Source organism: Rhodococcus pyridinivorans (assembly GCF_900105195.1).
Classification (GTDB): Bacteria; Actinomycetota; Actinomycetes; order Mycobacteriales; family Mycobacteriaceae; genus Rhodococcus; species Rhodococcus pyridinivorans.
On record NZ_FNRX01000002.1, the window covers coordinates 4,573,301 to 4,591,390 of the forward strand.

19 protein-coding genes are annotated in these 18,090 nt (G+C 67.3%); 10 read left to right on the forward strand and 9 right to left on the reverse strand.

Annotated features, from left to right (window positions below):
• Positions 1-54: 54 nt before the first annotated feature.
• Together BLV31_RS21710 and BLV31_RS21715 are read right to left on the reverse strand one after the other, a co-directional pair.
• The gene (locus tag BLV31_RS21710) at positions 55-546 is read right to left on the reverse strand and encodes an NUDIX hydrolase (protein ID WP_006551710.1); all 492 of its coding nucleotides are present in this window, start codon (positions 544-546) and stop codon (positions 55-57) included.
• Positions 546-1,187 carry a GyrI-like domain-containing protein gene (locus BLV31_RS21715; RefSeq protein ID WP_006551712.1) on the reverse strand — a complete coding sequence of 214 codons (642 nt, stop codon included), beginning with the start codon at positions 1,185-1,187 and terminating at the stop codon, positions 546-548. The genes BLV31_RS21710 and BLV31_RS21715 overlap by 1 nt, the downstream gene beginning before the upstream one ends.
• Positions 1,188-1,289: 102 nt before the next feature.
• Here BLV31_RS21715 and BLV31_RS21720 point away from each other — a divergent pair, with 102 nt between their 5' ends.
• Positions 1,290-2,216, forward strand: coding sequence for a sigma-70 family RNA polymerase sigma factor (locus tag BLV31_RS21720; RefSeq protein ID WP_064060232.1), 927 nt, complete (start codon positions 1,290-1,292; stop codon positions 2,214-2,216).
• A gap of 3 nt (positions 2,217-2,219) precedes the next feature.
• Here BLV31_RS21720 and BLV31_RS21725 read toward each other — a convergent pair whose 3' ends face one another.
• Positions 2,220-2,804 carry a carboxymuconolactone decarboxylase family protein gene (locus tag BLV31_RS21725; RefSeq protein ID WP_064060233.1) on the reverse strand — a complete coding sequence of 195 codons (585 nt, stop codon included), beginning with the start codon at positions 2,802-2,804 and terminating at the stop codon, positions 2,220-2,222.
• 112 nt (positions 2,805-2,916) lie between these two features.
• Between BLV31_RS21725 and BLV31_RS21730 the strand changes: the two genes are divergently transcribed.
• From BLV31_RS21730 to thpD, 3 genes are all read left to right on the forward strand, one after another.
• Positions 2,917-4,110, forward strand: a complete 1,194-nt coding sequence (locus BLV31_RS21730) for a pyridoxal phosphate-dependent aminotransferase (RefSeq protein WP_033096801.1) — start codon at positions 2,917-2,919, stop codon at positions 4,108-4,110.
• Positions 4,111-5,115: an AraC family transcriptional regulator gene (locus tag BLV31_RS21735; protein WP_006551717.1), complete on the forward strand. Its 1,005-nt coding sequence runs from the start codon at positions 4,111-4,113 to the stop codon at positions 5,113-5,115.
• A gap of 193 nt (positions 5,116-5,308) precedes the next feature.
• Positions 5,309-6,199 (forward strand): ectoine hydroxylase, encoded by an 891-nt coding sequence (thpD, locus tag BLV31_RS21740; protein WP_064060234.1) that lies wholly within the window; start codon positions 5,309-5,311, stop codon positions 6,197-6,199.
• A gap of 64 nt (positions 6,200-6,263) precedes the next feature.
• On the opposite strand, the gene BLV31_RS21745 is transcribed toward thpD, so the two are convergent.
• The 3 genes from BLV31_RS21745 to BLV31_RS25960 all read right to left on the reverse strand — a co-directional run bounded on the left by BLV31_RS21745 (position 6,264) and on the right by BLV31_RS25960 (position 8,773).
• Positions 6,264-7,148 carry a glycosyltransferase family 2 protein gene (locus BLV31_RS21745; protein WP_064060235.1) on the reverse strand — a complete coding sequence of 295 codons (885 nt, stop codon included), beginning with the start codon at positions 7,146-7,148 and terminating at the stop codon, positions 6,264-6,266.
• Between the two features lie 81 nt (positions 7,149-7,229).
• Positions 7,230-8,327: a 3-deoxy-7-phosphoheptulonate synthase gene (locus BLV31_RS21750; RefSeq protein ID WP_039587629.1), complete on the reverse strand. Its 1,098-nt coding sequence runs from the start codon at positions 8,325-8,327 to the stop codon at positions 7,230-7,232.
• A 233-nt stretch (positions 8,328-8,560) separates the two neighbouring features.
• Positions 8,561-8,773: a GPR1/FUN34/YaaH family transporter gene (locus BLV31_RS25960; RefSeq protein ID WP_081263361.1), complete on the reverse strand. Its 213-nt coding sequence runs from the start codon at positions 8,771-8,773 to the stop codon at positions 8,561-8,563.
• 99 nt (positions 8,774-8,872) lie between these two features.
• On the opposite strand from BLV31_RS25960, the gene BLV31_RS21760 reads away from it, so the two are divergent.
• Complete coding sequence (locus BLV31_RS21760) at positions 8,873-9,277, forward strand: SRPBCC family protein (RefSeq protein WP_024103059.1); 405 nt, start codon at positions 8,873-8,875, stop codon at positions 9,275-9,277.
• A gap of 23 nt (positions 9,278-9,300) precedes the next feature.
• Positions 9,301-9,762, forward strand: coding sequence for a PPOX class F420-dependent oxidoreductase (locus BLV31_RS21765; protein ID WP_006551722.1), 462 nt, complete (start codon positions 9,301-9,303; stop codon positions 9,760-9,762).
• Here BLV31_RS21765 and BLV31_RS25630 read toward each other — a convergent pair.
• Positions 9,704-9,883: an ANTAR domain-containing protein gene (locus BLV31_RS25630; RefSeq protein WP_232512404.1), complete on the reverse strand. Its 180-nt coding sequence runs from the start codon at positions 9,881-9,883 to the stop codon at positions 9,704-9,706. The genes BLV31_RS21765 and BLV31_RS25630 overlap by 59 nt on opposite strands.
• A gap of 148 nt (positions 9,884-10,031) precedes the next feature.
• Positions 10,032-11,216 (reverse strand): acyl-CoA dehydrogenase family protein, encoded by a 1,185-nt coding sequence (locus BLV31_RS21775; protein WP_174556312.1) that lies wholly within the window; start codon positions 11,214-11,216, stop codon positions 10,032-10,034.
• Between the two features lie 125 nt (positions 11,217-11,341).
• Between BLV31_RS21775 and treS the strand changes: the two genes are divergently transcribed.
• Together treS and BLV31_RS21785 are read left to right on the forward strand one after the other, a co-directional pair.
• Complete coding sequence (treS, locus tag BLV31_RS21780; protein ID WP_033096804.1) at positions 11,342-13,165, forward strand: maltose alpha-D-glucosyltransferase; 1,824 nt, start codon at positions 11,342-11,344, stop codon at positions 13,163-13,165.
• 56 nt (positions 13,166-13,221) lie between these two features.
• The gene (locus tag BLV31_RS21785) at positions 13,222-14,556 is read left to right on the forward strand and encodes a maltokinase N-terminal cap-like domain-containing protein (protein WP_248846176.1); all 1,335 of its coding nucleotides are present in this window, start codon (positions 13,222-13,224) and stop codon (positions 14,554-14,556) included.
• A 62-nt stretch (positions 14,557-14,618) separates the two neighbouring features.
• Here BLV31_RS21785 and BLV31_RS21790 read toward each other — a convergent pair whose 3' ends face one another.
• Positions 14,619-17,048: an ATP-dependent Clp protease ATP-binding subunit gene (locus BLV31_RS21790; protein ID WP_033096806.1), complete on the reverse strand. Its 2,430-nt coding sequence runs from the start codon at positions 17,046-17,048 to the stop codon at positions 14,619-14,621.
• A 150-nt stretch (positions 17,049-17,198) separates the two neighbouring features.
• Between BLV31_RS21790 and BLV31_RS21795 the strand changes: the two genes are divergently transcribed.
• Together BLV31_RS21795 and BLV31_RS21800 are read left to right on the forward strand one after the other, a co-directional pair.
• Positions 17,199-17,663: a MarR family winged helix-turn-helix transcriptional regulator gene (locus BLV31_RS21795; RefSeq protein WP_006551726.1), complete on the forward strand. Its 465-nt coding sequence runs from the start codon at positions 17,199-17,201 to the stop codon at positions 17,661-17,663.
• Positions 17,660-18,082 (forward strand): organic hydroperoxide resistance protein, encoded by a 423-nt coding sequence (locus BLV31_RS21800; protein ID WP_006551727.1) that lies wholly within the window; start codon positions 17,660-17,662, stop codon positions 18,080-18,082. The genes BLV31_RS21795 and BLV31_RS21800 overlap by 4 nt, the downstream gene beginning before the upstream one ends.
• The last annotated feature ends 8 nt before the right edge of the window (positions 18,083-18,090 follow it).

Here is an 18,090-nt window from a genome sequence, read left to right on the forward strand (position 1 = left end):
GGCCGAGAGTTCTTCCGCCCGGCAGTTCCTCGTTCCCATTGCGCTGCCGGATGTTCAGTCGACGCGGTAGTACCGCCCGGCGTCGTCCAATCGTGCACGCAACGCGTCGATTGCCGGCCGTTGCCCCTTGTGCAGCTTCGTCTCGGCGTCCGCCGCGACGATCCAGCGCGCATCGTCGACCTCCGGGATCGTGATCCGCTTACCGGACTTCGGCGGCCATTCGACCTCGCACGTGTTGCTTTCGACAAATTCCAGCTCGTCCGTCGTCTCTCCTGCGTAGATGCTGACGATCTTGCCGGACGACTGCCGGTAGCGACCGAGCAACGACAGCGGCACGTCCGGCGGTTCGACCCCGCACTCCTCGGTGAACTCGCGCAGGGCGACCTCCCGGGGGTCCTCCTCCGGCCCGTACTCCCCCTTCGGCACCGACCAGGCCGCTTCGTCCTTCCCCTTCCAGAACGGGCCGCCGGGGTGGACGAGCCACACGCTGAGCAGACCGGTGTCGTCGACGCGGTAGAACATCAGACCTGCGCTGGTGACGGCCATCATTGCTCCTGTATGCCTGCGACAGGTTGACGCAGAATGGTTTTCAGCTTCTCGGGGGCCGTGCGGCGAGGGTCGGACAGATAGATCTCGTGGTGGTCGCCGGCGAACGTCACCCCTCGTTCGGGCATCACCTGCGTGTGCAGGCACTGCAGGACGGGGCCTTCGTCGTCGTACGGCCCGACGTGCAGGATCTGCAGCGCCCTGCCCTCCGCCAGCCGGAACGGCCGCACACGCGGCAGGGACGGGAGCGGATTCTTCTTCGCCCGGGCCTTGTCGCCCGCCGTCTCGATCGCGTCGTTCATCATGTCGTCGGTGATCCAGGGCGGCTGCGCGATGAGCATGCGCCACGACCAGGAGTCCTTGTCCCGCGTGAGGAAGGTGGTCATGTCCTCACTCCACCACAGGCCTTCGAGAGGTCCGACGACGAAATCCCGCCCGAGTTCCTTCTTGGAGGTGAACTTCAGGGTGTACGCCACCGAGTAGAGGGCCTCGACGGCATCGGCGTACTCCTCGGAACCGTTCGGATCACCCTTGCCGTCCACGGCGAGGTAGTCGAACTCGGGAGCGTGCACCTCGGCGAAATCCTCGGCCGAGCACGAGTACAGCTCGCGGTGCTCACGCTTGATGTCGTATTTGTCCACGGCGCCCCTTCCGTTCGAGGACGAGAATAGGCGCCCGACAGCATCCGTACGCGCGATCGACACCCCTTCGCCCCGCAGCCGATCGCGTCTAGCATCGTCCCCATGCTCGACGAGAGCACCCAGAAGACATTCGAGGAGAACCGCACCCACCTGCTGTCGGTGGCGTACCGCCTCACCGGCAGCATCGCCGACGCCGAGGACGCCGTGCAGGACGCATGGCTGCGACTCGTGGGCGCGGATGTCTCCGAGGTGCGCGACCCGCGTGCCTGGCTGACGACAGTCGTAGGACGGTTGTGCCTCGACAGACTGCGCTCGGCCGCGGTGCGCCGCGAGACCTACGTGGGCCAGTGGCTGCCCGAACCCGTCGTGGCGCCCCTCGGCTCCCTCGCTCCCCCGGACCCGCTCGACGAGATCGTGCGCGACGAGGACAACCGCCTGGCCGCGCTCGTCGTCCTCGACAGCCTGACGCCGGCACAGCGCGTGGCGTTCGTGCTCCACGACGCGTTCGACATCCCGTTCGACGACATCGCCCGCATCCTCGGCGTCGCCACCCCGACCGCCCGCCAACTGGCCTCCCGCGCCCGCCGTACGGTCTCGGCCGTTCCACCGCCGAGTTCACCGGCCGAACACGAGGAGGCCGTCGGGCGGCTCGTCGCGGCCTTCGCGGGCGCCGACCTCGACGCCGTCGTCGCCGCGCTCCATCCCGACGCCCGCATGATCGGCGACGCCGGCGGCACGACCCGTACGGCGCTGAACGTCGTGGTCGGAGCCGAGAAGGTCGCGCGGTTCATCCTCGGACTGCTGCGGCTCTACGGAGCCGAGGCGTTGACGGCCTTCGAACCGGTCCTCGTCAACGGCGAGATGGGTCTGTTGAACCGCGGTCGCCCGGCCGAGGACGGTCGGCCGGGCTTCCCTCCGCGCGTGACGGCGTGGACCGTGCGGGACGGACGGATCTGGGCGGCCTACGACATCGCGAACCCCGAGAAGCTCGGACGCGGAGTGCTCCTGCCCTACAGCATCTTCGACTAGGCGTCATGCGTTCCCGGCTTCGTCGGCCCAGGGTACCCGGCAGGCGTCCGTGCTGAATCCCTGATCGTGGATGCCCAGCGCCGAGTTCATGCGCGCACGCATGTTCTCGAGCGCGATCTGATAGGTGAGTTCGACGACGCCCGCCTGCCCGAAACGACGCTCGAGGTCGGCGACCTGTTCGTCGGTGACCTCCTTCGCCACGTCGCCGGTCATCGCATCGGCATAGGCGATCGCGGCTTTCTCGTCGTCGCTGTAGAGATCGGAGGTCTCGTACTCGGCGATGTGGGCGAGTCGTTCGGTGTCGAGTCCGTCCAGTCGCTGCAGCATCGTCCCGAAGTCGAGGCACCACGAGCATCCGACGGTCCACGCCACGCGGTAGACGGCGATCTCCCGGACCGCGGCGGGCAGGACGGTGGAGGCGCGTTGGGCGAGCATCTCGTGGACTCCGCTCGTACGCATCAACCGCGGATGGTGCGCGGCCACCGCGAAGGGTTCGGGGACCGAACCGAACCTGCGGCGGGCGAGCGCATACATCGCACGGGTCATCGGACCGGTGCGGTCGGGAGCGACGGCTTCGAGTCGTGCCATGACGGTGTCCTTCCGGTGCGACCGACGGATACTCCGCCGGTTCGAGGTGGCCTACATCATGGAGACGAGGCAGACCTCACGGATGTGACACCGCGGGCGCTACGCTGCAGGAATGGCTGATTCGACGACTTCGGGACGAGTTCGTACGGTCTCCCGGTTACGACCGTTCGCCTCGACGATCTTCGCCGAGATGACCGAACTCGCTGTCCGGCACGGCGCGATCAACCTCGGGCAGGGATTTCCCGACGTCGACGGCCCGCCCGCAATGCTCGAGATCGCCCGCCGCGCCATCACCGAGGGGGTCAACCAGTACCCGCCCGGGTCCGGCATGCCGGTCCTGCGCGAGGCGATCGCCGCCGACCGTGCCGCACGGTACGGCCTGCACCACGACCCCGAATCCGAGGTGCTCGTCACCGTCGGTGCCACCGAGGCGATCAGCGCCGCCATCCTCGGGCTCGTCGAACCCGGAGAGGAGGTGCTCCTCACGGAGCCGTACTACGACTCGTATGCGGCCTCGGTGGCGCTCGCCGGCGCGACGCGACGGACCGTGCCGCTGACCCGTTCCGGGAACGGTTTCGTGCTCGACGTCGACGCCCTGCGCGCCGCCGTCACCGACCGGACACGGATGCTGGTCGTCAACAGCCCGCACAATCCCACCGGCACCGTCTACGACCGTGAAGCGCTGACCGCCCTGGCCGAGCTCGCCTGCGAACGCGAACTGCTGGTGCTGTCCGACGAGGTGTACGAGCATCTGGTCTTCGACGGCCGCACGCACATCCCGCTCGCATCGTTGCCCGGCATGGCCGAACGGACGATCACGGTCTCGAGTGCCGCCAAGACCTTCAACGTCACCGGATGGAAGATCGGGTGGGCGATGGGCCCGCGCGAGCTGATCGACGGGGTGCGCGCCGCGAAACAGTTCATGACGTTCGTCGGTGGGGCGCCCTTCCAACCGGCGGTCGCACATGCGTTGACGCACGAACAGGAATGGATCGCGTCGATGCGCGCCGACCTCGAGCGCAAGCGAACGTTCCTGTCCCACGCACTCTCCGAGGCCGGCCTGAAAGTGTTCGGCTCCACCGGAACGTATTTCGTGTGCGCCGATCTGACACCCCTCGGCCGGACCGACGCGGTGGCCTTCTGCCGGGAACTTCCGGGCCGCGTCGGAGTGGCCGCGGTACCGGTGAGCGTCTTCGTGGACGACACCGCGTCATGGAACCATCTGGTGCGCTTCGCGTTCTGCAAACGGGACGAGGTGCTCACCGAAGCGGTGGCACGTCTGAACGGATTGCAGGAGGCGCGCTAGATGTTGCGACCGACCATCCCGTCGGACTTCGTGTCGCGAGCGGTACAGGTGGGAGCCGAGGAGGGCATCGATCTGCAACCGGCCCTCGAGGCAGCACGCATCAGCCGCGCGGTGCTCACCCATCCCCATGCCCGGCTCACGCCCGCCCAGGTCAGTCGTTTCACGCAGGTGGTCTGGCAGATCACCGACGACGAACTCTTCGGCATCGCAGCGGCTCCCGTGCCCCGCGGCACCTTCCGGGTTATGTGCCTGACCCTCATCCACCGACCCGATCTCGACCACGCTCTGCAACGGATGATCGAGGTGAACCATGTCATCCGGTCCCTGCCGCAGTTGAGCCTGACCCCGGGTGCGTCCACCACCTTCCTGGACGTGGAACTGCCGGAGGTCGTGGACGACAAGACCCGCGTGGTGGTGGATTTCCTTCTCATGCTGCTGCACCGCTTCGCCGCGTGGCTGGTGGGTGGGCGTGTCCCCCTCGGGTCGGTGTTCCTGCCGTACACCGAACCCGATCCCGTCCTGGCCCGCAGTTACGACGCGATCTTCGGCGTGCCGGTGACCTTCGGTGCGGGGCGGGCCGCGCTCGAGATCGACAATGCTGCACTGAAGTCGCCACTCGTGCAGACCGAGGAATCACTCGAGGAGTACCTGCGGGATTCTCCGAATCTCATTCTCTCCGAACGTGAATACGAGTCGACGGTGTCGTCCCAGGTGCGGCGGATCTTCGAATCGGGCATCGACGGCCGGACGGCGACCGCCGAGGACATCGCCGGCAGGCTCGCGGTGAGCCCTCCCCATCTGCGACGCCTGCTCCGCCAGGAGGGCACGTCGCTGGGGCAGTTGCGCGAGGAGGTCCTCCGCGACCTCGCGATCGCGGGCCTGAGACGCGGTGAAGCGGTCGACGATCTGTCGTCCCGGCTCGGTTTCTCCGAGCCGAGCGCCTTCCGCCGTGCGTTCAAGAGGTGGACCGGAAACACCCCTCGCGCATACCGAGAGCACCGCTGACGCGCATCGGCTGCCGACCGTCGCGACGCCGCCGGATACCCGGCCGGTTCCGGAACGAAACTCGATTCGACCAGGAGTTATGGGCGAGGAGTCGGTACGCGGACATGTCGGGGCCCGGCTTGCATTCCTGCATTTTCAGTGGGAACGTCGAAAGCGAACCGTCATCGACTTTCGAGAGGGTGATCTACGAGCTATGCGCACGACCGTTCGCGACGACTATCCGACCCGCGGTCGCACCGCCTGCGAGTCCGTCGAGAGGAAGGATCCCGTCGTCTGGGGTTCGGCTGCCGGCGGGCCGCTCGACACCGAGGCCGTGATCGAGTACGACCGCCGCGGGTTCCACACCGCCGAAGGACTTCTCGCCGCCCACGACGTCGGGAACCTCCTGGAGGAGACCTCACGACTCGGCCGGGAACTCGGCGACGACGACCGTGTGGTCCGCGAAAAGGGCAGCGGCGACGTCCGCTCGGTCTTCGACGTGCACCGGCTCAGCGATCTTGTGGACTCGATCGTCCGCAGGCCCGAAATCGCCGGAATCGCACGGCAACTGCTGGGATCCGATGTGTACGTCCACCAGTCGCGGCTCAACGTCAAGCCCGGCTTCCGCGGTGGACCGTTCTACTGGCATTCGGACTTCGAGACGTGGCACGCAGAGGACGGCATGCCCAAGCCGCGTGCTCTGAGCATCTCGATCGCCCTCACCGAGAATTACGGCTACAACGGCGGTCTGATGATCATGCCGGGTTCGCACAAGACGTATGTTTCGTGTGCCGGTGAGACGCCCGACGACTACTACCGGGAGTCGCTGGTCACCCACGTTCCGCCGACAGGTTCGCCCGACGAGGACACCCTCACCCGTTTGGCCGCCGAGCACGGTATCGCGACCTTCACCGGCCCGGCGGGGTCGGCGACGGTCTTCGATTCGAACTGCATGCACGGTTCCAACGGGAACATCACGCCGTTCCCGCGCTCGAATCTGTTCGTCGTGTTCAACAGCGTCGAGAACACGCTCGTCGAGCCGTTCGCCGCCTCGAGGCCGCGTCCTCCCTATCTCGGCAGCCGCGATTTCACGCCGCTGAGGTGACCTGAGGCGAGAAGATCCCACGATGGTGGCCGGGACGGTCCTGCGGCGTCCCGGCCACCCGTCGTCAGGGGGACGGCGTGCGGCCCTTCGTGTCGATCGGCATCGCACGTCCGCCGGAGCCGAAGATCGCTCGCCGGAGGGTGAATCTGCCCAGGTCGGGGTCGTAGGGCCGGTATGCCGCATACACGAGGACGTGGAGACGTGACTGTAGACGGATGAGCCTGAGGATCTCCGGCGTCAGGCGGCCGTGCAGTTCGAAGGTGTCGATTCCCGACTGGATATAGGCCGCGTACTCACGGGGCGGGGTGTAGGCCCGACGCGGCGACAGGTCGGCGTACAGATCGGTCAGCTGGGCGATCTCGATGTCCATCTCACGCAGACACAGTGCCAGATCCAGATCCTCGTGGATTCTCGGGTCCGTACTGACGACCTCCCGGACACGCTCCCACGCCGAGCGTCGCAGTGCCATGTTCGCGCCGTGCAGATTGTCGATCCGCCGTTCCCCGCCGAATGTTCCTTGCGCGACCCGTTTGTCGATGTACCACTGTTTGAGCCTGCGGTAGGGGGAATCGTAGGAGTTGCTGAGTCCGCTGATCGCTCCCACCTCGGCGGTGTCGTCGCGGGCGAAAAAACTGCGGACGGTGTGCGCCCAATCGGGACGAACCCGCGTGTCCGCATCGATCCGTCCGATGAGATCTCCTGTGGCCGCGTCGTATCCGGCATTGCGCGCGAATGCGACACCCGGTCTTGGCTCGACGATCCGTCGCACGAGGGGCTCGCCGGCGGCGATGGCTTCGATGATCTGCGCGGTGCGATCGGTCGAATTGTTGTCAACGACCAGGATTTCGTGGATCTCCGACTTCTGGGCGAGCAGCGCCGCAAGGCATTTCGCGATGTAACGCTCCTCGTTGTGGGCCGGCACGACGATCGACAACCTGTTCGTAGTCATGGAAACGACGCTACCGAACCGACGAGGGCCGGCGGTTCGTCATCGCTGACGACTCCGCCGACCCTTCGCGCCGCAGACGGTTCAGCCGCGACGGGTGCGCACGGCCTGCGCGAGGCGGTCGAGCTGCGCGGCGGTGGTGTCCCAGTCGATGCACGCGTCGGTGATCGACTTGCCGTAGTCGAGCTTGTCGGCCTCGCCGAGGGTCAGGTCCTGACGTCCCGCCTCGATGAAGCTCTCGAGCATCAGTCCGACTATGCCCTTCTCGCCGGCCTCGATGCGCTCGGCGACATCGGTGACGACGTCGACCTGCTTGTTGTGGTCCTTGCGGCTGTTGCCGTGGCTTGCGTCGATGACGACACGCTCGGGCAGACCGGCCTTGCGCAGGCGGGCCATCGTGTCGGCCACGGTCTCGGCGTCGTAGTTCGGCCCCGCGCTGCCACCGCGCAGGATGACGTGGCAGTCCGGGTTGCCTACGGTCTCGATCAGCGCGGCCTGACCGTCGAGGTCGGTGCCGGGGAAGACGTGGCTGGCCGCTGCGGCACGGGTGCCGTCGACCGCGACCTGCACGTCACCTTCGGTGGAGTTCTTGATGCCGACGGGCATGGACAGCGCGCTGCACAGCTGGCGGTGAACCTGACTCGCGGCGGTGCGGGCGCCGATGGCTCCGTAGGTGACCAGGTCGGCGTAGTACTGCGGAAGGATCGGGTCGAGGAACTCGCAGCCGACGGGCAGGCCGAGACCGGAGACGTCGAGCAGCAGCTTACGGCCGATGCTCAGACCGGTGTTGATATCGAAGGTGCCGTCGAGGTGCGGGTCGTTGAGCAGGCCCTTCCACCCGAGCGTGGTGCGCGGCTTCTCGAAGTACACACGCATCACGACGTGCAGGTCGTCGCGCAGCTCCTCGGCCTTGGCGGCCAGACGGCGCGCGTAGTCCATCGCAGCGGCGGGGTCGTGCACGGAGCAGGGGCCGACCACGACGACGAGACGGTCGTCGGTGCCGTTCAGGATGTCGACGGTGCCGGCGCGGCCCGAACGGACGGTCGCTGCGACGACGGCGTCGGGTGCGTACTCGGCACGGATCTCGGAGGGTGCGACGAGAGGGCTGACCTTGACGGTGCGCTGTTCGTCGAGATTCGACGTGGAGATTCCGGTGGTCGCGGTTCCGGTGCTGGGGCTCATCGATGGTTCCTGTTCTCGGTGGTTCGGATTCCGACCCGAGAGAACCTGAGATTCCGACGAGCCGGTCTGGATCCGGCTCGTAGGTGAAGAAGTCAGCGCGCGGTCACGCCGACCGACCCACCCCGGGCCGGCCTGCTAAACCAGAAATATGCACGCTGCATAGCCCCGGACTGTACCAGGAAGGCCGATGCGCCTGTCAAATCGCCCCCGCACGGGAACGAAGAGGTGCCCCGTCAGCGTGGGCCCGTGGGCAGGACGACACGCCCGAAGGTCGTGCTCAGCACCCCTGCAGCGGAGGTGTACCAGGCGCCGGCGGCAGCGGCGAGCCCGAAATAACCCCCGACCCTCGTCGGACCGGTCTGCTCCAGTAGCGCTCCGAGGGCGAGGAAGACGAAGACGAAGACGGCGAGGAGTACCGAGAAGGTGACGAAGGGGGCCGCGCCGATCCGGGTACCGGCTGAACGCCGTCGCTCCGAAGACGTTGCGCTTCAGGAACTCCCACATTCCGACGGCGATCGACCTCCCGAACTTCTAATGTGGCGAGCATGAGCACGCACGTCGTCCGCAGCCGCCATGTCGCTCGGGTCGTCCGATGCCCACCGCGCCGGGTCTACGAATTCGCCGCGGATCCCGACAACCTGCCGAAGTGGGCGGCCGGTCTGGCACAAAGCGAGGTGCGGCGGATCGGCGACGCCCTCGTCGCGGACTCCCCGATGGGCGAGGTCACCGTGCGGTTCGTCGGCGCCAACGATTACGGGGTGCTCGACCACGAGGTGACACTGCCGTCGGGTACGACGGTGCACAACCCGATGCGGGTACTCCCCCATCCGGACGGTGCCGAAGTCGTCCTCACCGTCCGGCAGATCGAACTGACCGACGACGAGTTCGACCGCGACACGCGCATGGTGGAAGAGGACCTCGCGCGACTCGCGGCGCTCCTCGAGTCGTGACCCTTCGGAACAGGAGAACGTGAATGGCCCGCAAGATCGCCACCAACACCGCAGTCGGCCTGCAGGAACTGCTGGACTTCGTCCGGCCCCGGCACCGAATGATCCTCATGACGCAACGCGACGACGGCACACCGCAGGCCTCCCCCGTCACCGGCGGCGTCGACGACCGCGGACGCATCGTGATCGCGACCTATCCCCGGCGCGCCAAGACCCGCAACGCCCGCAGCCGGCCCGAGGTCGGTGTCGTCGTGCTGTCCGACGACTGGAACGACGCGTGGGTGCAGGTCGACGGAACCGCGGAGGTGATCGATGCCCACGACGACGTCGAACCGCTCGTCGAGTACTTCCGCAACATCGCCGGGGAACATTCGGACTGGGACGAGTACCGGCAGGCCATGCGCGATCAGCGCAAGTCGCTGATCCGGATCACCCCGACCCGCTGGAGCCCGGTGGCCACGGGAGGCTTCCCGCCCGAACTGGCATAGATACCTCACCGCCCGCGTCGACCACGTGCCCCGCGATCCGTCGCAGGGGCACGTTGCGTTCCTCGGACAACTTCCGGAGCAGGACGAACGCATCGTCGGCACCCACCGCGAAGCGTTCCATGAGATCACCCTTCGGACCGCGCGCCGCTCGACCGCTCCCTGTTGCCGACCTCCCCCGATGCCACGCCACATACTTGCATCGACCTCCCGGCGTGCCGAAGAACCCTAGTGCGAAGAGCAGGTCGCACCGGTCACGAGCGGCCGGCGGTCTACCGCCACGGCACGCGTTCCGGGTCGCGCAGCATCCGCCGTGCCGTGGACATCCGGTGCACCTCGTCGGGGCCGTCGTAGATACGGGCGTAGCGCGCCCGCCGGTACATCCCCTCGAGCGGCGTGTCGGCGGTGAGACCGAGCGCCCCGTACACCTGGATCGCACGGTCGACGACATCGTGCAGCATCTGCGCGCCGCGGAACTTGATGAGCCCGATCCGGACCCGGGCGTCCTCCCCCGCATCCATCACCCGCGCGGCGTCCAGCGTCATCAGACGGGCGGCCTGGATGTCGGCGGCGGATTCGGCGATGTAGCGCTGGATCTCACCCTTCTCGGCGAGCAGCGATCCGTGGGCGAAGCGGGAGTTGGCGCGCGCACACATGAGTTCGAAGGCCCGTTGGGCCTGCCCGAGCCACCGCATGCAGTGGAAGATCCGTCCCGGCCCGAGCCGGTCCTGCGCGACGACGAAGCCGTTGCCGCGTTCACCGAGCACGTTCTCCTCGGGAACGCGCGCACCGTCGTACCGCACCTCGTAGTGATCGCTCGGGTCGTGCCCCATCGTGGGGATCGCCCGCACGATCTCGAGTCCGGGGGTGTCGATGGGCACGATGATCGCGCTGATGCTGCGGTGCAGCGGAGTCGACTCGGGTTCGGTCCGGGCGAAGACCGTGCAGTAGCCGGCCTGCGCGGCGCCGGTGGTGAACCACTTGTGCCCGTCGATCACCCATTCGCCGTTCTCGAGCCGGGCGGTGGTCTGCACGAGCACGGGGTCGGATCCCGCCACCTCCGGCTCGGTCATGCCGACAGAGGGCAGGATGTCGCCGGAGACGAGCCCTGGGATCCAGCGCTCGCGTTGTTCGGCGGTGCCGTGCCGCTGGATCATCAGGGCGTCCTGCATGGACACCGATCCCACCGCGAGCTGACCGTACTCGGAGCGGCCGATGATCTCGTTGAGGTAGACGAAGTCGAGGAAGGGAACCCCGCCCCCTCCCATCTCCTCGGGATGCCCCAGAGCCCACAGCCCGAGTTCCTTCGCCCTGGCCTTCAGCCCGACGAGCGCCTCGGCGGCCTTGTCGTCGTGACGGCTCAGGACGAGTTCGAGAGGAATCACCTCGTCGTCGATGAACGAACGCATGCGGGTGCACAGCTCGGCCACCCGCCCTTCGGGCCGGTTCGCAGTCATGCCCGCCAATCTATCGGCGCACACGTGCACTCACATAGCGTTCCGTCCTGTCCGGGTGTGGAAATCCGTCCGCCGGGGCATTCTGGGGCGAGTCCATCCTGCGACGCGACGAGCACGGAGGTGCCATGCCGGATCCGTCCGACCGAGTACCCGAATACGAACACACCGAAGACGGTCATCTCGTCGAGAGCCGGGCGGAGGACTTCGCCCATGCGCGCAGCCTGCCCGTCGACCCGGACTGGTTCAAGACCGCGGTGTTCTACGAGGTTCTCGCCCGCGCTTTCAACGACTCGAACAACGACGGCACCGGCGACCTGCGGGGGCTGACCGAGAAACTCGACTACATCGCGTGGCTCGGCGCCGACTGCATCTGGCTGCCGCCCTTCTACGATTCACCGCTCCGCGACGGCGGCTACGACATCCGCGACTTCCGGGCGGTGCTACCGGAATTCGGCACGGTCGAGGACTTCGTCACCTTCCTCGACGAGGCGCACAAACGCGGTATCCGCGTCATCACCGACCTCGTCATGAACCACACGTCCGACACGCACGCGTGGTTCCAGGAATCCCGGAGCGACCCCGACGGGCCGTACGGCGACTTCTACGTGTGGTCGGATGTCGACGACCGATACCAGGAAGCCCGCATCATCTTCGTCGACACCGAGACGTCCAACTGGACGTGGGATCCGGTGCGCAAGCAGTACTACTGGCACCGGTTCTTCTCGCACCAGCCCGACCTGAACTACGACAACCCCGAAGTACAGGACGCGATGCTCGACGTCCTGCGGTTCTGGCTCGATCTCGGCATCGACGGGTTCCGCCTCGACGCGGTCCCCTATCTGTTCGAGCGTGAGGGGACCAACTGCGAGAACCTCCCTGAGACGCACGCCTTCCTCAAGAAGTGCCGTGCGGTGATGGATGCCGAATATCCCGGCCGGGTGATGCTGGCGGAGGCGAACCAGTGGCCCACCGACGTCGTCGAGTACTTCGGCGAACCCGAGATCGGCGACGAGTGCCACATGGCTTTCCACTTCCCGCTGATGCCGCGCATCTTCATGGCGGTGCGGCGACAGAACCGTTTCCCGATCTCGGAGATCCTCGCCCAGACCCCGCCGATCCCGAAGACCGCCCAGTGGGGCATCTTCCTCCGCAACCACGACGAGCTGACCCTCGAGATGGTGACGGACGAGGAACGCGACTACATGTACGCCGAGTACGTCACCGACCCGCGGATGCGCGCGAACATCGGCATCCGCCGTCGTCTGGCGCCGTTGCTGGAGAACGACCGCAACCAGCTCGAGCTCTTCACCGCTCTGTTGCTGAGCCTGCCGGGCTCCCCCGTCCTGTACTACGGCGACGAGATCGGCATGGGCGACAACATCTGGCTCGGCGACCGCGACGCGGTGCGGACCCCGATGCAGTGGACCCCCGACCGCAACGCGGGCTTCTCCCGCGCCGATCCGGGCCGGTTGTACCTGCCGGTGATCATGGATCCCACCTACGGGTACCAGGCGGTGAACGTCGAATCGCAGATGAACTCGACGAACTCGCTGTTGCACTGGACGCGGCGGATGATCCAGGTCCGCAAGCAGCATCCGGCCTTCGGTGAGGCCTCGTTCACCGAACTCGGCAGCGCGAATCCCGCGATCCTGTCCTATCTGCGCGAGATGTCGCCCGGCCCGGAACGCAACTACAGCGACGTCATCCTGTGCGTGAACAACCTGTCGCGCTATCCGCAGGCGGTCGTCCTCGATCTGTCGCGCTTCGCCGGGTGGATCCCGGTGGAGCTGACCGGGTCCGTCCCGTTCCCGACGATCACGGAGGAGGGTTACATGATCACCCTGCCCGGTCACGGATTCTTCTGGTTCGCGCTGCAACCCGATCCGTCCAAGGAGGGACCGGGCGAACACCCGGTGAGCAGCGAAGCGGAAGCGGCGGTGCAGCCGTGACGACCAACAACGAGCTCTACCCGGACGAACGGCTCGTCGAGGATCTGCGCGAATGGATGCCGCACCAGCGATGGTTCGCGGCCAAGGGCCACACCATCACCGGGATCGGTGTCGTCCTGCGTCATCCGCTCGTGGAGGAGTCCGGTTTCGGGGCCGACCATCTGATCGTGAAGGTCTCGTTCGACTCGACCGCGGACCAGATCTATCAAGTGCCCCTCGGTTTCCGTTCCCATCTCCCCGAGGAACTGCAGTCGTGGAGCGTGGTCGGCCCCGACGACTCCCACGACCACGGCCTGCACGTCTACGACGGCCTCCGCGATCAGGAGATCCTCGACCGGTATTCGCGCAATCTGGCGAGCGGCACCCCCGCCGGCCCGGTGGATCTCCACACCGTGCCGGGTGCGGTCATCGAACCGGGCCTGCGTGGGCGTGCGCTGAGCACGGAGCAGTCCAACACCTCCGTGGTCCTCGGAGAGAAGTTGCTGCTCAAGATGTTTCGTCGGCTCACGCTCGGCATCAATCCGGACGTCGAACTGCCGCTCGCGCTCGGCGAGGACGGATGTCGGTCGATCGCCCCGATCCGGGCATGGATCGAAGCGGAGGTCGACGGGGTCCGCACCACGCTGGCGATGGTGCAGGACTTCGCGGCGAACTCGGCCGACGGCTGGTCGATGGCACTCGGCAGTGTCCGGGACCTGCTCCTGGAAGGAGACCTGCGCGCCGACGAGGTGGGCACCGACTTCGCCGGGGAATCCCATCGCATCGGTGCGGCCGTGGCGGATGTGCACGCCCATCTCGGCTCCGCGCTCGGCACCGACGAGCGCGCCGCCGCCGAACTGGCCGAGGGCATGATCCGCCGGCTCGAGGGTGCGGCGGCCGAGGTCCCCGAGCTCGCCGAACTCACCGACGCGGTCCGGGCCCGGTTCGATGAGGTTGCGGCGCTGGGTCAGGTTCCGGTGCACCGCATCCACGGCGACCTGCATCTCGGGCAGGTGCTGCGTACCCCCGAGCGCTGGTTGCTCATCGACTTCGAGGGCGAACCCGCGAAGTCGCTCGAGGAGCGCCGCAAGCCCGACAGTCCGTTCCGGGACGTGGCGGGAATGCTGCGGTCGTTCGACTACGCCGCGCATCATTCGATCCGTGAATCCGAACAAGGCACGGCGGTGGAGTCGCAGCGGGAGTTCCGGGCCCGGGAGTGGGCCGAACGCAACTGTGCCGCCTTCTGCGACGGCTACGCAGCTGCCTCGGGCACGGATCCACGGGGCTCCGACGTCCTGCTGCGTGGTTACGAGCTCGACAAGGCGGTCTACGAGGTGGTCTACGAGGCTCGGCACCGTCCCTCGTGGCTTCATCTGCCGCTCGAGGCGATCCGTCGTCTCACCGCCCGCTGACCCCCCCGAACGCGGGAAGGGGAGAGATGCCGTGGCATCTCTCCCCTTCCTCGTCGTGCGGGTCAGCTCACCTGGAGCAGCAGTTCGTCTTCCACGACGTCCGCCGTGACCCGGTTGCCCTCGGCGAGCGCGTCGTCGAGCAGCATGTCGGCGATGCGGTCGTCGACCACCCGGGAGATCGAGCGGCGCAACGGACGGGCACCGAACTCGGGCTGGTGACCGTTGCGGGCGATCCACGCCACCGCGTCGGCGGTGAACTCGAGGTCGATCCCCCTGCTCTGCAGCCGCTTCCGGCTGTCGTCGAGCAGCAGCTCGGTGATCCGGTGCAGCTGGTCGTCGTCGAGCTTGCGGAACATCACGATCTCGTCGATGCGGTTGAGGAACTCCGGCCGCATCGATTCGCGCAGCCGTCCCATGACCCGGTCACGCAGCGGCTTCTCGGCCGCCTCGGCGTCACCGGTGGTGAAGCCGAGCGCGCCTCCGCGGCTCGAGATGATGTCCGAACCGAGGTTGCTGGTCATGATGACGACGGTATTGGTGAAGTCCACCGTGCGTCCCTCACCGTCGGTGAGGCGACCGTCGTCGAGGACCTGCAGCAGTGTGTTGAACACGTCCGGGTGCGCCTTCTCGATCTCGTCGAGCAGCACCACCGAGTAGGGGTGGCGACGCACCTGTTCGGTGAGCTGTCCGGCCTCGCCGTAACCGACGTAACCGGGAGGGGCGCCGACGAGACGGCTCACGGTGTGGCGTTCGCCGAACTCGCTCATATCGATGCGCAGCATGGTGCGCTCGTCACCGAAGAGCACCTCGGCGAGGGCCTTCGCGAGCTCGGTCTTGCCGACGCCGGTGGGACCGAGGAACAGGAAGCTGCCCACCGGACGACGCGGGTCGCTCATGCCGGAGCGGCTGCGCCGCACGGCACGTGCCACGGCGTGGACGGCTTCGTCCTGTCCGACGACGCGCTTGTGCAGCTCGTCCTCGAGCGTGCGCAGCCTCTCCTTCTCGGCGCGGGTCATCCGCGATGCGGGGACTCCGGTGGCCCGCGAGACGATCTCGGCGATCAGCTCCGGGTCGACGGTCGGAGTTCCCTCTCCGTTGCCCTCGCTGTCGCCACCGTCGATCCGAGCCTGGACGCGAAGGATCTCGTCGCGGATGCGCGAGGCATCCTCGTACTGTTCGGCCTCGACGGCGCGATCCTTCTCCGCTTCGAGTTCGTCCAGCCTCGAACGCAGTTCGGTCACGTCGGTGCGCGGCACCCGCAGGCGCAGTCGTGCACCGGCCTGGTCGACGAGGTCGATCGCCTTGTCCGGCAGGTGCCGGTCGGGCAGGTACCGCATCGACAGGTCGACGGCCGCTTCGAGCGCTTCGTCGGTGTACCGGACCTTGTGGAACTCGGCGTACCGATCGGCGAGACCCTTCAGGATCGCGACGGCGTCGTCGCGTGCTGGCTCGTCGACCGTGACGGGCTGGAAACGGCGTTCGAGCGCCGGATCCTTCTCGATGTGCTTGCGGTACTCGTCGAGGGTGGTCGCACCGACGACATGCAGTTCACCGCGGGCGAGCTTCGGCTTGAGGATGTTCGCCGCGTCCATCGCGCCCTCGTTGCCGGCGCCTGCGCCGACGACGGTGTGGATCTCGTCGATGAAGACGATGAGCTTGCCCTGCTGGGCGGTGATCTCGTCGAGCGCTGTGGTGAGACGTTCCTCGAAGTCGCCCCGGTATCGGGTTCCGGCGACCATCGCCGTCAGGTCGAGCTGGACGATCCGCTTGTCCTGCAGGATGTCCGGGACGTCCCCGTCGACGATGCGCTGGGCGAGTCCTTCGACGATGGCGGTCTTGCCGACGCCGGCCTCACCGACGAGCACCGGGTTGTTCTTGGTGCGTCGCGCGAGGATCTCGATCGTCTGCTCGATCTCGTCGGTACGGCCGATGACGGGGTCGATGCCGCCGCCGCGCGCCCGCTCGGTGAGGTCGACGCCGAATTTGTCGAGCGTCGGCGTCGGGGTCTCCTCCGCGGCGGGAGCTGCGGGGGTGGGCTGCAGTGCGGTCTGCAACGCCTGCGGGGTCACGCCCAGGGACGCCAGCAGGCGTCCGGGAGCGCGGGTCTGGTCGGCCGCGAGCGTGAAGAACAGGTGCTCGGGGTCGATGTAGGTGGAGCCGAGCGCACGCGAGAGCTGGTGCGCTTCGAGGAGTGCGGTCTTCACGGCACCGGTCAGTGCGGGTGCGGAGACGGCCTCACCGGGGCGGCTCTGCGGCAGCCGCTGGTCGACGGCGGCAGCGACGTCGGCGGGGTCGGCTCCGGCGCGCGTCATGACCGTGCGGGACGGATCCTGCTCCGCCATCGCGCGGAGGAGGTGCAGCACGTCGAGTTCCGCGTCACCACGGTCGGTGGCGTAGCGCGCTGCGTGGGCGAGGAGGTCCTGGGTACCGCGGCTCATGAAACGTGTGATGTCGATTCGGCCGGGGTCACCAGGCCCGAAGAATGCCGGCATTCCGAAGCCTTTCTGTCGAACTTGAGCCATTCTCACTCAACTAACGTGCCCAGAGCGCTCTCAATTCCCACATGGAAGTGATCCGGAACACGTATCGAGTTGTGGCCATTAATGTTGTGTACAACAAAACGGGGCGCTACATTCATTCCCGTGCCGTCTCCACTCGAACTCGACCAGCAGGTGTGCTTCGCGCTCTACCGCGCCTCCCGCACCATCACGGCCGCATATCGGCCACATCTCGATCGGCTGGGCATCACCTACCCGCAGTACCTGGTGCTCCTGGCGCTGTGGGAACGCGATGCGCGAGGCGTGCAGGATCTGTGCGACTCGCTCGATCTCGACACAGGCACACTCTCCCCCCTGCTCAAACGGCTCGAGGCCGCCGGATACGTCGAACGACGCCGGCAGCAGACCGACGAACGTCGTGTCGTCGTCCACCTCACCGAAGCGGGAGATGCACTCCGGACAGAGGCCACGGACATCCCCGGCTGCGTGACGCGGGACAGCCGGTTCGACGTCGACGAACTGGTCGCGCTGCGCGAGACGCTCCACCGCCTGACCGCCGCGTTGCAGGAAGCACCCGGCGCACTCTCGAAGAAAGGCAGGACATCGTGAACATCATCTACACCGCCGAAGCACTCGCCACCGGAGCAGGCCGCGACGGCCACGCCCGCACCAGCGACGGCAAGCTCGACCTCGACCTGTCCATCCCCACCGAGATGGGCGGCAGCGGCAAGGGCACCAACCCCGAACAACTCTTCGCCGCCGGGTACGCCGCGTGCTTCCACTCGGCACTGCAGATGATCGCCCGACAGGAGAAGGCGGACGTCAGCGACTCCGCGGTCGGCGCCCGCGTCGGCATCGGCCCGACCGACGGCGGCGGATTCGGTCTCGCCGTCACCCTCGAGGTGACTCTTCCGAACCTCCCCCGCGAGCAGGCGCTCGAGCTCACCGAGAAGGCCCATCAGGTGTGCCCGTACTCCAACGCGACCCGCGGCAACATCGACGTCACCCTCGAGGTGACGGAGGACTGAGTCACCCT